The 14,938-nt window shown below is 64.5% G+C and carries 13 protein-coding genes; 7 read left to right on the top strand and 6 right to left on the bottom strand.

The window, feature by feature from the left end; translation table 11 throughout:
• The first annotated feature begins 35 nt into the window (after window positions 1-35).
• The gene (locus FJ958_RS09920) at window positions 36-1,220 is read left to right on the top strand and encodes a pyridoxal phosphate-dependent aminotransferase (protein WP_140742015.1); all 1,185 of its coding nucleotides are present in this window, start codon (window positions 36-38) and stop codon (window positions 1,218-1,220) included.
• A gap of 152 nt (window positions 1,221-1,372) precedes the next feature.
• Window positions 1,373-1,747, top strand: a complete 375-nt coding sequence (locus tag FJ958_RS09915; RefSeq protein WP_140742013.1) for a YciI family protein — start codon at window positions 1,373-1,375, stop codon at window positions 1,745-1,747.
• A gap of 33 nt (window positions 1,748-1,780) precedes the next feature.
• On the opposite strand, the gene FJ958_RS09910 is transcribed toward FJ958_RS09915, so the two are convergent.
• The 3 genes from FJ958_RS09910 to FJ958_RS09900 all read right to left on the bottom strand — a co-directional run bounded on the left by FJ958_RS09910 (window position 1,781) and on the right by FJ958_RS09900 (window position 4,648).
• On the bottom strand, window positions 1,781-2,536 hold the full coding sequence (locus tag FJ958_RS09910) for an SDR family oxidoreductase (protein WP_140742011.1): 756 nt from the start codon (window positions 2,534-2,536) through the stop codon (window positions 1,781-1,783).
• Between the two features lie 323 nt (window positions 2,537-2,859).
• Window positions 2,860-3,600 (bottom strand): tellurite resistance TerB family protein, encoded by a 741-nt coding sequence (locus FJ958_RS09905; protein WP_140742009.1) that lies wholly within the window; start codon window positions 3,598-3,600, stop codon window positions 2,860-2,862.
• A 118-nt stretch (window positions 3,601-3,718) separates the two neighbouring features.
• Entirely contained in the window at window positions 3,719-4,648 is a 930-nt protein-coding gene (locus tag FJ958_RS09900; protein WP_140742007.1) for a rhodanese-related sulfurtransferase, read from the bottom strand.
• Window positions 4,649-4,837: 189 nt separating this feature from the next.
• Between FJ958_RS09900 and FJ958_RS09895 the strand changes: the two genes are divergently transcribed.
• Entirely contained in the window at window positions 4,838-5,479 is a 642-nt protein-coding gene (locus tag FJ958_RS09895; RefSeq protein WP_140742005.1) for a 2-dehydro-3-deoxy-phosphogluconate aldolase, read from the top strand.
• Window positions 5,480-5,632: 153 nt separating this feature from the next.
• On the opposite strand, the gene FJ958_RS31560 is transcribed toward FJ958_RS09895, so the two are convergent.
• From FJ958_RS31560 to FJ958_RS09885, 3 genes are all read right to left on the bottom strand, one after another.
• The gene (locus FJ958_RS31560) at window positions 5,633-5,809 is read right to left on the bottom strand and encodes a hypothetical protein (protein WP_181165494.1); all 177 of its coding nucleotides are present in this window, start codon (window positions 5,807-5,809) and stop codon (window positions 5,633-5,635) included.
• 257 nt (window positions 5,810-6,066) lie between these two features.
• The gene (locus FJ958_RS09890; RefSeq protein ID WP_140742003.1) at window positions 6,067-7,908 is read right to left on the bottom strand and encodes a DUF882 domain-containing protein; all 1,842 of its coding nucleotides are present in this window, start codon (window positions 7,906-7,908) and stop codon (window positions 6,067-6,069) included.
• 470 nt (window positions 7,909-8,378) lie between these two features.
• Complete coding sequence (locus FJ958_RS09885; RefSeq protein WP_140742001.1) at window positions 8,379-9,914, bottom strand: sigma-54 dependent transcriptional regulator; 1,536 nt, start codon at window positions 9,912-9,914, stop codon at window positions 8,379-8,381.
• A 172-nt stretch (window positions 9,915-10,086) separates the two neighbouring features.
• Between FJ958_RS09885 and FJ958_RS09880 the strand changes: the two genes are divergently transcribed.
• The 4 genes from FJ958_RS09880 (at window position 10,087) to FJ958_RS09860 (ending at window position 14,933) form a co-directional block, all read left to right on the top strand.
• A complete protein-coding gene (locus tag FJ958_RS09880) occupies window positions 10,087-11,925 on the top strand; it encodes a M3 family oligoendopeptidase (protein ID WP_181176347.1) in 1,839 nt (612 codons plus the stop codon).
• A 363-nt stretch (window positions 11,926-12,288) separates the two neighbouring features.
• Complete coding sequence (locus FJ958_RS31555) at window positions 12,289-13,005, top strand: proton-conducting membrane transporter (protein WP_181176346.1); 717 nt, start codon at window positions 12,289-12,291, stop codon at window positions 13,003-13,005.
• A gap of 159 nt (window positions 13,006-13,164) precedes the next feature.
• Window positions 13,165-14,322, top strand: coding sequence for an aminodeoxychorismate synthase component I (locus tag FJ958_RS09865; RefSeq protein WP_181176358.1), 1,158 nt, complete (start codon window positions 13,165-13,167; stop codon window positions 14,320-14,322).
• The gene (locus tag FJ958_RS09860) at window positions 14,271-14,933 is read left to right on the top strand and encodes an aminotransferase class IV family protein (RefSeq protein ID WP_140741993.1); all 663 of its coding nucleotides are present in this window, start codon (window positions 14,271-14,273) and stop codon (window positions 14,931-14,933) included. Before FJ958_RS09865 ends, FJ958_RS09860 begins: the two co-directional genes overlap by 52 nt.
• Window positions 14,934-14,938 lie beyond the last annotated feature (5 nt).

The raw sequence follows: 14,938 nt of genomic DNA, 5'->3' as shown, positions 1-14,938 counted from the left end.
GCAACCCCATGGTAAGAACCACACGGACGGGAAAAATGCTCCACACGATTTCGGCCTTCGATCGTCTTGGCGAGGAAAACGCCTTTGCCGTACTGGCGCGCGCGACGGCGCTGGCGAGCCAGGGCCGCGACATCGTCAACCTCGGCATCGGGCAGCCCGACTTCAAGACGCCGCAGCACATCGTCGAAGCCGCGATCAAGGCGCTGCGTGATGGCCACCATGGCTACACGCCGGCCAACGGGCTGCTGGCGACCCGCGAAGCGGTGGTGCGGCGCACGCTGACCACCACCGGCGTCGAGGTTTCGCCCGAAGCGGTAATGGTCCTGCCCGGCGGCAAGCCGACCATGTTCGCCGCCATCCTGATGTTCGGCGAACCCGGCGCCGAGATCCTCTATCCCGACCCCGGCTTTCCCATCTACCGTTCGATGATCGAGTTTACCGGTGCGGCCCCCATTCCGGTGCCGATGCGCGAGGAGAACGGCTTTGCCTTCTCCGCCGAGGAGACGCTGGCGCTCATCACCCCCAGGACCAGGCTGCTGATCCTCAACTCACCGGCCAACCCGACCGGCGGCGTCACCCCGCGCGCCGAGATCGAAAAGCTGGTCAAGGGGCTGGAAAAGCATCCGGACGTCGCGATCCTCTCCGACGAGATCTACGATGTCATGACCTATGACGGCGAGACGCATTGCTCGCTGCTCGGCTACCCCGAAATCCGCGACCGGCTGATCGTGCTCAACGGTTGGTCCAAGACCTGGGCGATGACCGGCTGGCGCATGGGCTGGTCGATCTGGCCGAACGGCGACAAGGGTGCCCATCTCTATGACAAGGTGCGCAAGCTGGCGGTCAATTGCTGGTCCTGCGTCAACGCGCCGAGCCAGTTCGCGGGCATCGCGGCCATCGACGGCCCGCAGGACGACGTCGACAAGATGATGCGTGCTTTCGACCGGCGCCGGAAGGTCGTCGTCGAAGGGTTGAACGCCTTGCCCAATGTTTCCTGCATCACGCCCAAGGGCGCGTTCTATGCCTTCCCCAACGTGTCGAAGACCGGCTGGAAGGCAAAGAAGCTCGCCTCCGCTTTGCTCGACGATGCCGGCGTGGCGCTGATCGGCGGTCCCGATTTCGGCATTCTTGGCGAAGGCTATGTCAGGCTCTCCTACGCCAACTCCGAGGAGAACATTTTGCGCGCGCTGGACAGGATCGGAGCGTTCCTGGCCAAGTGAGACAGAAGGCTGGCCGGTCTCCTCGTCGAGACAGGTTACGGCCGGCCGCCGCAACGGTGTCATGAGCGTCCGGAGGCGCTTGGCCAAGGCTGGGCGGGCATGCCGAAAACGGCTACGACTTCCCCGGATCAGGACAAAATGAGGGACCCCGGATGTTCTATGCAATCCTCGCCTATCACGTGGAAGACGCGATCAAGGCGCTGACGCCGCAGGAAGATGCGGCGCTGATGGCCGAGTTGCTGAAGATAAACACCCGGCTTCACGAGGAAGGCACGCTTGGACCCTCCGCGCGTCTGGGGGCAACACAGGATGCCTGCACCCTGCGCGGTCCGGGCGACGGCGTGATCCTCGACGGCCCTTTCGCCGAGACCAAGGAACAGTTGCTTGGCCTCTATGTCGTCGACTGCGCCATGAGAGGCGACGCCATCGCGATCGCCCGCGACCTTCGCCGCGTCAATCCTACAGCCGTTTACGAGATCAGGCCCATTTTGCTCTTCAAGCCCGGCGTGCCGCTGGCGGGCAAATGAGCGGACTGCGAAAGCCCCGCCGGCATCCGCTGCTCACCCGCGCCCGACAAACGGCATCTTGGTCGCCATCACGGTCATGAACAGCACATTGGCGTCAAGCGGCAGGCTGGCCATGTGGAGGACGGCGTTCGCGACATGCTGGACATCCATCACCGCTTCGGCGGCGATGGAGCCATTGGCCTGCGGCACGCCGACCGTCATCGGCTGCGCCATGTCGGTCAGCGCGTTGCCGATGTCGATCTGGCCGCAGGCAATGTCATAGGGGCGGCCATCGAGCGCCAGCGTCTTGGTCAGCCCGGTGATCGCATGCTTGGTGGCCGTATAAGGCACCGAGCCCGGGCGCGGGGCATAGGCCGACACCGAGCCGTTGTTGATGATGCGGCCGCCCATTGGCCGCTGCTTGCGCATGGCGCCGAAGGCGGCACGCGCGCACAGGAACGAACCGGTGAGGTTGACCCCGACGATCTCGTCCCACACCTCGACCGGGATCTCGTCGATCGGCGTCGACTTGTAGCCCATGCCGGCATTGTTGAAGAGCAGGTCGACGCGGCCAAACGCTTCCGCCACCGTCTCGAACAGATCGTCGACCTCGCCAGCCTTGCTGATGTCGCAGGCAACCGCCAGCGCCCTTGCCTCCGTCGGCCCGGCCTCGGCGATCGCGGCGTCCAGCACCGATTTGCGCCGACCGCAGAACACCGTGTTCCAGCCCGCCTTGAGCAGGGCCGTGGCGACGCTTTTGCCGATGCCCGTGCCGGCGCCGGTGACGATGGCGGTTTTCTGCTCGGTCATCGCTGTCCTCCGAATGTATGTCGCCCAAAAAGCGCGTAGCGGTTTTGGGACAATGGCATGCGTAAGACAAGAGCCAAGCGTGCGGCGCGTTCCCTGAAGCACCCAAAAAGGTGCCGGTTTTGCTGATTGGGAACGGACTTCGGGGGGATGATCGGGGCCAGTTTTCGACGAAGCTGCCCGCCGACAAAAAGGGCGGTCATTGGCGACCGCCCTGATCTGAACCGGGCTTGGGAGGAGGAAAAGCCGATCCGACTGTGTAGAATGATGCGCTTCCTGAGTTAATGAAAGGTTAACGCCGGAAACGTGGCCTGTGCCGTTTTGGCCTACCAGCGGGGATTGGGCGAGGTGCCCGCGTTGGCCGCCGGCACCTTGGCCGCTGAAACCGTCGCCTCGACATGGTCGACCAGCGCGTCCGGCAGGCCCAGCCGTCCGGCGAGCAGGTCGAGATAGCCGCGCTCGGCGCGTGTGTCGGGATCGATGGTCAGGCGCGAGGCGGTGTAAAGTTCGAGCTTCTGCGCGTCGGTATGGGCGCCGGCCACCAGTGTATCGAGATCGAGCGGCTTCTCCAGTTCGGCCATCAGGAATTTCTCGGCGTCGGCGCCAATCCCTGCAAGGCTGAGCTTGCCGGCGATCTTCTTGCGCTCTTCGTCGTCGACATGGCCATCGGCCTTGGCGGCCGAGATCATCGCCCGCACCAGCGTCAGCGTGAATTCATCCTCGCCTTGCGGCGCCTGCGACGGATGGAAGGCCGTGTCCTTGGGCGGCGGCAGCAATTCCGGTTCCCCGGCGGCTGGCGCTTGCTCCGGCGCGTTGCCGGCCTTGTAGTTCTGGTAGGCCTTGTAGGCGAGGCCGCCGATCGCGGCGAGCCCGCCGAGCTTCACGGCCGCACCCGTCACTTCGCGGCCGGCACCCGTCCCAAGCAGCACCGCCGCCAGCGCGCCTGCGGCCAACGGGTTGTCCTTGGCCATCTGCACCGCCTGCCCGGCCTTGTCGCGGACAGTGCCGCTGGTGCCGGGAATTTGCGAGCCGAGCAGATCGTCGAGAAGCTTCTTGGGATCGAACATTCAAGGACTCCAGCATGGGCCCGGCCGAACGGGCAGGTTTCGAACGCCGAAGACGTAGGTCCCGAAGCTTGACATTGCAATGACAGGCAGCCGCTTTGCCGCGCCTCCGGTGCCGCGATCAAGATCCGATATGCGGTCCCTTGCCGCGCGCCTCGGCGAGCGCCACCTGCCGCTGGCGCTCCGCGTAGCGCTTGCGGTCTTCGTCCGAACGGGCGTCGAAGCAATGCGGGCAGGAAACGCCCGTGACATATTTCGGCGACGTCAGGTCGCTTGCCGTCAGCGGGTGGCGGCAGGCACGACACAGTTCCGCTTCGCCCTCCGCGAGGCCGTGCGATACGGAAACCCGCTCGTCGAAGACGAAGCACTCGCCCTGCCACAGGCTCTGCTCCGCCGGAACCTCCTCGAGGTATTTGAGGATACCGCCCTTGAGGTGGAAGACGTCCTCGAAGCCGAGCGACCTGACATAGGCGGTCGCCTTTTCGCAGCGAATGCCGCCGGTGCAGAACATCGCCACCTTGCGGCCTTCGAGCTGCGCCCGGTGCGCTTCCACCCAGGCCGGGAATTCGCGAAAGCTCGCGGTCGCCGGATCGACCGCCCCCTTGAAGGTGCCGATGGAGACCTCATAGGCGTTGCGCGTGTCGACGACGATCGTGCCGGGCTCGGAAATCAGGGCGTTCCAGTCGGCGGGCGCCACATAGGTGCCTGCACTCGCCGCCGGGTCGATATCCTCGACGCCCATGGTGACGATCTCGCGCTTCAACCGCACCTTCATGCGGTGGAACGGCATAGCCGCAGCCACGCTGTACTTGACCTCGAGGCCAGCCAGTCCATCGATAGTTTCGATATACTCGATGAGCTCGGCGATCGCGGCTTCGCTGCCGGCAACGGTGCCGTTGATCCCTTCATGCGCCAGGAGCAGCGTGCCCTTGATACCGCGTCCGCAGCAGAAGGCCGCGAGCGGCGCGCGCAGCTCGCCGAACGCGTCCAGCCGGGCAAACCGGTAGAGCGCGGCGACGCGGACAGGCTGGGATGGCGCGGATGGTGTCATTGTCCGCAGCAACTAGACGCTCATGGCAACCGATTCAAGGCGACGCCGTTCATCAGCCCGTCATTGTGTGTGATGGTAATGGCCGGCATGATCACCCCAGGACGCGTGACACCGCGACACGCTTCGTTTCATGGACAGAAAAACACTCGTCTGCTAATCGGTTGAATTGCCCACGATATGGAGAGACAAATGCCCAGCAAGACCGAGAAACTCCTGTCGCTCCTCAATGGCCAGCCGGTCATTCCGGTCCTCAAGATCGCCGATGTGGCCGACGCCGTGCCGCTGGCCCGCGCCCTGGCGCGTGGCGGCCTGCCGGCGATCGAGATTACCCTGAGAACCGCCGACGCTCTGGAAGCGATCCGGCAGGTAGCGGCTGAGGTCGAGGAGGCCATCGTCGGCGCCGGCACCATTCTGGACGCCAGGCAATTCGACGAAGCGGCGTCCGCAGGCTCGCGTTTCATCGTCAGCCCAGGCATCACGCGCGAGCTTCTGGCGGCGGCCGCTGACAGCGAGGTCCCTCTGCTGCCCGGCGCCATCACGCCCGGCGAGATCATGGCCGCGCGCGAGGCGGGCCTGCGCTTCCTGAAATTCTTCCCGGCCGAGCAGTCCGGCGGCATTGCTTCGCTGAAGGCCTTCGCCTCGCCGCTGGCGGACGTCAAATTCTGCCCGACCGGCGGCATCACCGGCAAGAACGCGGCCGACTACCTCAGCCTGCCTAATGTCATCTGCGTCGGCGGCTCCTGGGTCGCGCCCGACGATATGGTCAAGGCGGGCAAATGGGATGAAATCGAGGCGCTGGCGCGCGCGGCGAGCAAGCTCAGGAATAGCTAATGCATGCCCGCCCGAAGGTGACATCGGTTTTGGGACAACGACATGCATAAAAGACCCAAAGCGCGTCGCATGAACCCGGTTCGACGCGCCGCGCTTTAGGCGCATGAAAAACCCGGCCGGCTTTCGCCGACCGGGTCAGTTGTTTGGACATGGTCAGTTACAGACCCTGACCTTCTCGACCACCTTGTGGTGATGCCGCCAATGCGTGACCACCCTGGTCCGGCAGTGATGCTTGCCGTTCTTGACGATCACTGTTTCAGCCTGCGACGGAACGATCGCGGCTGACGCGGCCGCCAGGGCCAGAACCGATGCCAATAGAATCTTCTTCATGAATATCCCCAGGTTGGAACGTACGCGCTCTAACCCGTAAACAGAGAGGCCGTTCCGGGTTCACGAGAAGTTCAGGCGCACGTGATTCCACTGGGTGCGGTCCTGTCGCAGCCGGTCATCGCTTCAACCCCCGGCGCACCCATCGGTGCCCTCGCCGATGAGGCCGCAAGCGCTTCGAAACTCCACATGCATCGCGCTTTTGGACAGCAAAAAGCCGCGCGGGTCGCCCAGCGCGGCTTCGGATTCCGGTGCCTTGGTTACTTCGTCTGGAAGCGAGCGACCGACAGGAACTTGACGGCGTTGCCGGTGAAGCGATTGGCATCGGCCATCTGGTTGCCCGACTGGAAGCCGGCTGTATAGACCTCGCTCGGCGGCGTATGCACGATGTTGTAGGCATAGCCCGGCGCCGTCGTCGCGCTGGAAACGGTGGTGACATTCTCGCCGCTGGTCAGCGCCCAGCGGGCGGCTTGCGGTGCGGCGGCGACCACCACGGCCTTGGGGCCAGGCTTCTGGTCGCGGGCGGTGGCCCTGGCTTCCTTGCGGGTCGTCTTCACGCCGGCGCCGATCGCGGCGACCGGATCGGAACCGGCCGGGCGGGCGGCGACAGCCTGGCGCGGCGATGCGGTATTGACGTCAGACGGATCGTTGAAGGCCGAGCGCGGCTCTTCGGACAGCGACGCAACCTGATATTCGTCAGCATTGCCGACCCGGGCATTGGCCTCGTCAAGCACGGCCTTGACTGCATCCGGCTTGCTCGGCTCAGGCCGCGCCGTCGGCAGTACCGAGAATGCATCGGTCGCCGTCTTGCCGCGATCAGCGGTTTCAGCCAGCGCCATCAGCACGTCCTTGCCGGGCGGCGGTGCGAGATCCGCCGGCAGCGAGTGTTCCGGACGCCATGTCGGCAAGGGGATATTGTTGGCGGCAACCTGCGCCGGATCGGCTGCCGCAGCGGCCGCCATGGCAGCAGGGTCAGCCTTGCCGAAAGGCATATTCGCCGGCGCCTGCGCGGTCGCCACGGCCTGTTCGGTGGTCGCCGTCGCATCCGCCATGGCGAACGGAACATTCGCGGGCGGCTGCGCGCCGACATCGGCCTTCGGCCGCGGCGCGAAATCGGGCAGCGGAATCTCCTTGGCCGGCAGCGCGGCAATGATCGTTTCCGGCGTATCCTTCTCCGGCTCCGGAGCCTGCTCGTCGGCGACCTGCGGAATGTTGGCGCGCTGTGCGTTCTCGGGCGCCACGATGGCGATGCCCGGGAGGTTGCTGCTCTTGGCGGTCGCGGCCGGCTTCAGGTCTCTAGCCTTGGGCGCAGGGGCAGCCGAAGCGGTCTCGACATCGGCGCTATCGTCGGCTTCATCGGAGCCGCCGCCGCCAAACAAGGCAGAGAGGAACCCACCGGACCTCTTGCCGCCGCCGGCACTCGCAAGCTCGACGTTGGGCGTACCAGCACCTTTGCGTGCCTTATAGGAGGCCAGCGCCTGTTCGTAGCCAGGTAGCGGCCGGCCATCGCTCGGCACATGCAGCGTCTTGCCGTTCGGGAACAGGCTGACCAGTTCCTGGCGGCTGATGCCGGGCCAGTGGCGCACATTGCCGACATCCATATGGACGAACGGCGAACCCGAGGTCGGATAATAGCCGACGCCACCGCCCTGCATCTTCAGGCCGATGTTGCGCAGCTTCTTCAGCGGGACGCCGGGAATGTAGAAATCCATTGCCTTGCCGAGCATATGCTGGCTCTTCTCGGCGACGCCCTTGCTGCGGCTGCGCAGCATCGAGTTTGTCGATGGCGAACGATAACCGCAGACGACCTGGATATAGTCGGTGGCGCCGCTTTCCCGATACGCCTCCCAGACCAGGTCCAGCAGACGCGGGTCCATCTTGGTCGGCTCGTTGCGACGCCAGTCGCGCAGGATGATGTTGATCTTCCTCAGGCCTTCCGGATCGTAGCGGCCATTGCGCTTGTAGACGATCTCGGCCTTCTCATGCGTGTGGAGATGATAGAGCTTCAGCGAGCGAACTTCGGCCTGGGCGCCCGTGGCAGCCGCGGCAACAAACCCAAAAGCGACAACCACCGCCGCCAGCCATCTCGGCCAGACGCTCAAGTGATTATGACGCCCGTTTGTGAGTCGTTCGATTCTGTTCAAATCAAAAGGCCTTGCAGGCTGCCGTTTGTCCCCGGATTTGCCCAAACGGACGTGTCGTTTTCACATCCGAATATCGATCCTAATGGTTAATCATCACTTATTGAAGTCGAAATGCGGTAACACCATGGCGATTTCCCGTCAAAAATTGTTCACAAAGTTTCTTGGTAAACCGCTGGTTTAGATCACGTTTCCGGCTTTCGCCGAAACACGATCTGTTACCGTTAGCCTTAATGCGTGAACAACGTCCCATCGAGCGTCGCCTCCAGCCCGCCCTGATGCGGCAGCGACACTCCATCAAGCGATATCCTGACGGGGGAAACTTGTCCCGGCCTTGCGCGGGAGCAATTTCAGGAAAAGCGCGAAGCCATCTTCCTGGAATTGTTTCATAAGCAAAGGAGAGCGGTTCTGCTTCCGTGAACCGATGACCTCTAGGACGCGAGCCGGTCGACGCGGCCTGTTTCCGGATCGATGCCGTATTCCTTGAGCTTGCGGTAAAGCGTCGAGCGGCCGATGCCGAGACGCCGGGCGACCTCGCTCATCTGGCCGTTATAGTGGTCGATGGCGAGCGTGATCATCTCGAATTCGACATCGGCCAGCGCCCGCACATTGCCGCGTTCGTCGAGCGCCCGCAGCGTGCCGAATCTGGGCTGAAACATGGCCGGCGGATCAGGCTCGGCCGCCGGAACGGCGTCGCCGACCAGGACCTCCTCATCGCGCGGCCCCGCGGGCGATGGAACGGGAGGCGCGGCATCGTCCGTTTCGAGATTGACGGTGCCTTCAACCTGCGCGCGGATCTGCGGAAAATCATCGATCGTCAGCACGTCGCCTTCACACAGCACCGAGGCGCGGAAGACGGCGTTCTCCAGCTGCCGGATGTTGCCGGGCCAATCATAGGCCTGCAGCACGGCAAGCGCTGCCGCCGAAATGCCTTGCAGGCGACGCCGAGGGTCGGCCGGCGCCACCTTTTCCATGAAATGCGTGACCAGGTGGGGAATGTCGTCGCGGCGGTCGCGCAGTGGCGGCACGAAGATCGGATAGACGTTCAGTCGGTAAAACAGGTCCTCGCGGAACTTGCCGTCCTTGACCTGCTGCAGCAGGTTTCGGTGCGTCGCCGAAATCAGCCTTATGTCGACCTTGACGGTCGAGCGGCCGCCGACCGGGTCGACCTCGCCTTCCTGGACGGCGCGCAGCAGTTTCACTTGCACGTCGAGCGGCAGGTCGCCGATCTCGTCGAGGAACAGCGTGCCGGAATGCGCCTCGACGAATTTGCCGGTGTGCTTGTCGGTGGCGCCGGTGAACGAGCCTTTCTCGTGGCCGAACAGGATGCTCTCGACCAGATTATCGGGGATGGCGCCGCAATTGACGGTGACGAAGGGTTTCGAGCGGCGGTCGCCGCTGCCCTGGATGGCACGCGCCACCAATTCCTTGCCGACGCCGGATTCGCCTTCGATCAGGATCGGGATGTTTGAGGCAGCCGCTTTCTGGCCGAGGCGTATCACCCTGTCCATGGCCGGACTGTGGGTGATCATGTCCCTGAAGGTCAGCAGCCCGCCGCGTTTGCGCGACGTGCGCTTGACCTCGCCCTCGACCGCCTCGACCTTGAGCGCATTGGAGATCGAAGCTTGCAGCCGGTCGGGCGAAGCCGGCTTGACGACGAAGTCGAAGGCGCCGTGGCGCATCGCCGAAACCACGGTTTCGATGCCGCCCTGCGCGGTCTGGACGATGACTGGCACGCGGATGTCGCGTTCGCGCATCGCCTTCAGCACGCCGATGCCGTCGAGTCCGGGCATGACCAGGTCGAGAATAATCACCGAGACGTCGCGGGCACCGGGCCCGTCAAGCACGTCGAGGCCGGCGACACCGCCGTCGACGACGATGGCCGTGTGGCCGAAGCGCGTCACCGCTGCTTCGAGCAGCCGGCGCTGCACGGGATCGTCATCGACTATGAGTATGGAACCTGTCATGACTGTCTTGGCTTGCCCGCGCCCGAAATCCCATGGATCATCTTGGCACAGGGTTCTAAAGAAGGTTTCAAAAAACCCGGTGAACGAATTCCTTAGGATTTGACCGGCTTCTCCATTCCCCCCGATTCTGGCCCCTTGATTCTGACCTCGTAATTCACAAAAGGTATTGTCGATGCGCATGATGTTTGGTCGGCGGCTTGCGGCACCGGCGTCCGGTCAGGGCGCGGCCGAGCTTGGCGATCTGCCGGAATGGAACCTTGCCGACCTCTATGCCGGCATGGACGCGCCGGACCTGAAGCATGACATCGCCAGGGCCGCCGCCGACGCGGTCGCTTTCGAAACGCGCTGGAAGGGTACGCTCGCCGCCGAGGCCGGGCGCGGCAGCGCCGGCAGGCTGGGCGAGGCGCTGGTTGCCTACGAAGCACTGGAAGAGCTGATCGGCCGCATCGTCTCCTATGCCGGCCTGGTCTATGCCGGCAACACCGCCGACCCGCAGCGCGCCAAGCTCTATGGCGACGTCCAGGAGAAGATGACCGACGCCAGCGCGCATCTTCTGTTCTTCGCGCTCGAACTGAACCTGATCGACGACGACGCGATCGAAGACGCGCTCGTTGCCGACCCGGCCTTCGGCCACTACCGGCCCTGGGTGCTCGACCTGCGCATGGACAAACCTTACCAGCTCGAGGATCGCGTCGAGCAGCTTTTCCACGAGAAGTCGATCACCGGGCGCGGCGCCTGGAACCGCCTGTTCGACGAGACGATGACCGACCTCCGTTTCGGCGTCGATGGCGAGGAGCTGACACTGGAGCCTGCGCTGAACCGCCTGCAGGACGCCGATGGCGAGGTACGCCGCCGGGCCTCCGAGGCGCTGGCCCAGACCTTCCGCAAGCATCTGCGCACCTTCACGCTGATCACCAACACGCTGGCCAAGGACAAGGAAATCTCCGACCGCTGGCGCGGCTTCGAGGACATCGCCGATTCACGTCACCTTGCCAACCGGGTCGAGCGCGGCGTGGTCGATGCGCTCGCCACCGCGGTGCGCGAGGCCTATCCGCGCCTGTCGCACCGCTATTACGCGATGAAAGCGCGCTGGCTCGGCATGGAGGTGATGAACCACTGGGACCGCAACGCGCCTTTGCCGGAGACGCCGCAGGCGGTGATCGGCTGGGACGAGGCCAGGAACACGGTGCTCTCGGCTTACCATCGCTTCTCGCCCGAGATGGCCGAGATCGCACGCACCTTCTTTGACCGCAAGTGGATCGACGCGCCGGTGCGCCCGGGCAAGTCGCCAGGCGCCTTCGCGCACCCGACCGTGCCGTCGGCCCACCCCTACGTGCTGCTCAACTACATGGGCAAGCCGCGCGACGTGATGACGCTGGCGCACGAGCTTGGCCATGGCGTGCACCAGGTGCTGGCCGCCGGCCAGGGGGCACTGATGGCCTCGACGCCGCTGACGCTGGCCGAGACGGCGTCCGTCTTCGGCGAGATGCTGACCTTTCGTTCGCTGCTCGAGCGGACCACAGATAGGCGTGAGCGCAAGGCCATGCTCGCCCAGAAGGTCGAGGACATGATCAACACGGTGGTGCGCCAGATCGCCTTCTATGAATTCGAGCGCAAGGTGCATGCCGAACGCCGCAACGGCGAACTGACATCCGACAGGCTCGGCCAGTTCTGGTTGGAAGTGCAGGCCGAAAGTCTCGGGCCCGCGATCAAGCTGCGCGAGGGCTACGAGGTGTTCTGGACCTACATTCCGCACTTCATCCACTCGCCCTTCTACGTCTACGCCTATGCTTTCGGCGACTGCCTGGTGAACTCGCTCTACGCCGTCTACCAGAACGCCGAGCGCGGCTTCCAGGACAAGTATTTCGAGATGTTGCGCGCCGGCGGCACCAAGCATCACTCCGAGCTTCTGGCGCCTTTCGGGCTCGACGCCACCGACCCCGCCTTCTGGCAGATCGGACTTGGTGTGATCGGCGGGCTGATCGACGAACTGGAAGCGCTCGACGGCTGATATGTCTCTCGTCCGCGAAGAACAATTTTCGCCGGAATGCATGTTGAGACTGCATTATTCTTGCCCTAAATATTTGTTCTTGAAGAACTCTCCAGGGAAGTTTTCGGATAGCTTTCCATAAGCTCTATGATAGCCTTCGCCGCAAGCTCAGCCGGAGCGCGTGCGGATCGGCGGGGAAAATCTCAGCCGGCCGTGGCGCTCAGGCGAACGCGACAACGGCCGTTGGCCATCGGCAAGCAAAAGCCGATCGCCGGCAGCTCGACCGAAGCCGGCTGTTCCGCGAACCGCGGAACCACCATCGAGTAGTCGCGCCGAAAGTCATGGCCTCATGCCACGGCAGACGGACCTGACTGGAGAGAGACAATGAGCACTTTTTTCTACGTGGTCCTGGCGTTCCTGGTAGGCGTGTTGGTTGGCTGGTTCCTCTGGGGCCGTCTGCGCGGTGAGCTCGACAGCCTGCGCGGCGAACTCAATGCATGTGGCAAGACGCGCGCCGATCTCGAGCGCCAGTTGCGCGAGGCGCAGGCTTCCTCGGGAACCGGCGCGGCGAAGGCCAGTCAGTCGCCGGCAGCCCCGGTGTCGGCGTCGGCTGCTGCCAAATCCGCTCCGGCGGCGGCCAAGGCTGCGCCTGTCAAACCGGCCGCGAAGGCCGCGCCAGCGAAAGCGACCACAGCCAAATCGGCCACGCCGAAGCCATCCGCTCCAGCCAAACCGGCCGCGAGCAAGCCCGCGGTCTCCCCAGCTTCGGCGACAAAGAGTTCGGCCGCGCCCAGGCCGGCAGCCGCCAAGAAGGCTGCACCGGCGGCAGCCAAGCCGGCCACGGCAAAGCCCGACAATCTGCGCCGGTTGATCGGCATCGGCCCGGTCAACGAGAAGCTGCTCAGGGGACAAGGCGTGACCAGCTTCGCCCAGATCGCAGCCTGGACGGCGGCCGACATCGAGCGGATCGAACATGCCCTGCAATTCGGTGGCCGCGTCGAACGCGAGCGCTGGGTCGAACAGGCCAAGCTGCTGGCCGCCGGCGACGAGAAGGAATTCGCCCGGCGCTTCCCCAGCGCGGGAACTTCCAGCAATACCTGAACGGCCAAGGCAAGCGCAGCAACCGGCGACGCCACGGGCGCCGCCGGTTTTCTTTGCCGGCAGGGCAGGTCGCCTATAGGTCGGCTTTGAGGGACAGGGCGCCGTTCCCTCGATTGCGCGCGGCCGGCCTCCCATATAGAGCGATCGTCGGCCTTATCGATCTCGGTTCCCATGTCCCTGCCCGCCGCCATTTTCCGCAACGACGACAGCGCGCGCCAGCTCGTTTTCGACCGGCCGGCCGACATCATCGTGGCGCATGGCGCCCGGGATTTCGCGCCGGCGCTGCAGGCCGCGCAAGCCGCGCACGACGCCGGCAAATGGGTGGCCGGCTATTTCTCCTACGAGGCGGGTTACCTGCTCGAGCCGAAACTTGTGCCCCTGCTGCCGGGGAGGCGCCGCGCGCCGCTGGTCTGCCTTGGCGTCTTCGATGCGCCGGTCGAGGAGGCGGTGCCTGCGCGCACGGCAGCGGCGACCAATGGTCCAATCTTCGATGCAAGGGCGGCCTGGTCGTTCGACGACTATGAGAAGCGCTTTACGCGGCTGCACCAGCACATCAGGCAAGGCGATTGCTACCAGGGCAATCTGACCTTTCCGGTGCAAGCGCAATGGTCGGGCGATCCGCTGGCAGCCTTCGACGCGCTGATCGAACGCCAGCCAGTGAAATATGGCGCGCTGGTCGCAATGGGGAACCCGATCGTGCTGTCGCGCTCGCCCGAACTCTTCTTCGAGATCGACGCGCAAGGCATGATCGAGACCCATCCGATGAAGGGCACCGCGCCGCGCGGTGCGACCAAAGCCGAAGACGAACGGCAGAAGAACTTCCTGCGCAACGACGAGAAGAACCAGGCCGAGAACCGGATGATCGTCGATCTCCTGCGCAACGACATCTCGCTGATCAGCGAGGTCGGCACGCTGGAGGTGCCGGAACTGTTCCGCATCGAGAGCTACCCGACCGTCCACCAGATGGTCAGCGACGTCAGGGCGAAGCTGCTGCCGGGGCTGTCGATTCGCCAGATATTCGCGGCGTTGTTTCCCTGCGGCTCGATCACCGGTGCGCCGAAGATCCGCGCCATGGAAATCCTGTACGATCTGGAAGGCACGCCGCGCGACGTCTATTGCGGCGCCATCGGCTGGATCGCTCCCGGGGGCACGATGCGCTTTTCAGTGGCGATCCGCACCATCTCGCTCTTTGCCAATGGCGAGGCCGTCTACAATGTCGGCGGCGGCATCGTTTTCGATTCGGTCGCCGAAGAGGAGTATCAGGAGTGTCTGCTCAAAGCCCGCTTCGCGACGGGGACACCGCCGATTTCGAGCTGATCGAGACCATGCGCTGGGAACCCGGGACCGGTTTCCTGCGCTTCGATCGCCACCTTGCGCGCCTCTACGGCTCGGCGGCGGAGCTCGGCTTTGCCTGCGATCCGCAAAGGATCGCGGAAGTGTTGAGCGACGCCCTCGATGGCGCCCGTGGCGCCATGCGCACCCGGCTTGCCTTGTCGCGCAACGGCGACGCGATCGCCTCGGCGCAGCCCTATGAACCGCTCGCCGCCGACAAGATCTGGATGCTGCGGCTGGCGCGAACGAGGCTCGATTCGAGCAACACGCTGCTGCGCCACAAGACCAGCCGGCGCCAGCTCTACATCCATGCCCGCTCCGAATATCTCGTCACCCAGGCCGACGAGGTGATCCTTGCCAATGAACGCGGCGAAATCTGCGAGGGCACCATCACCAATATCTTCGCCGATTTCGGCGACGGCGTGCTGGCAACACCCCGGCTCGACTGTGGCTTGCTGCCTGGCGTACTGCGCGAAGCGCTTCTGGATGAAGGCCGGGCCGAGGAAGCAATCTACAGCTACGATGATCTGACGTTGGCCAAGGCGTTGTTCGTCGGCAATTCGCTGCGCGGCCTGATCCCGGCGAGGCTGGCCTGACAGGC

Source organism: Mesorhizobium sp. B2-3-5 (assembly GCF_006442395.1).
In the GTDB taxonomy this organism is placed as follows: domain Bacteria; phylum Pseudomonadota; class Alphaproteobacteria; order Rhizobiales; family Rhizobiaceae; genus Mesorhizobium.
This window is presented reverse-complemented; position numbering and strand designations above follow the sequence as displayed.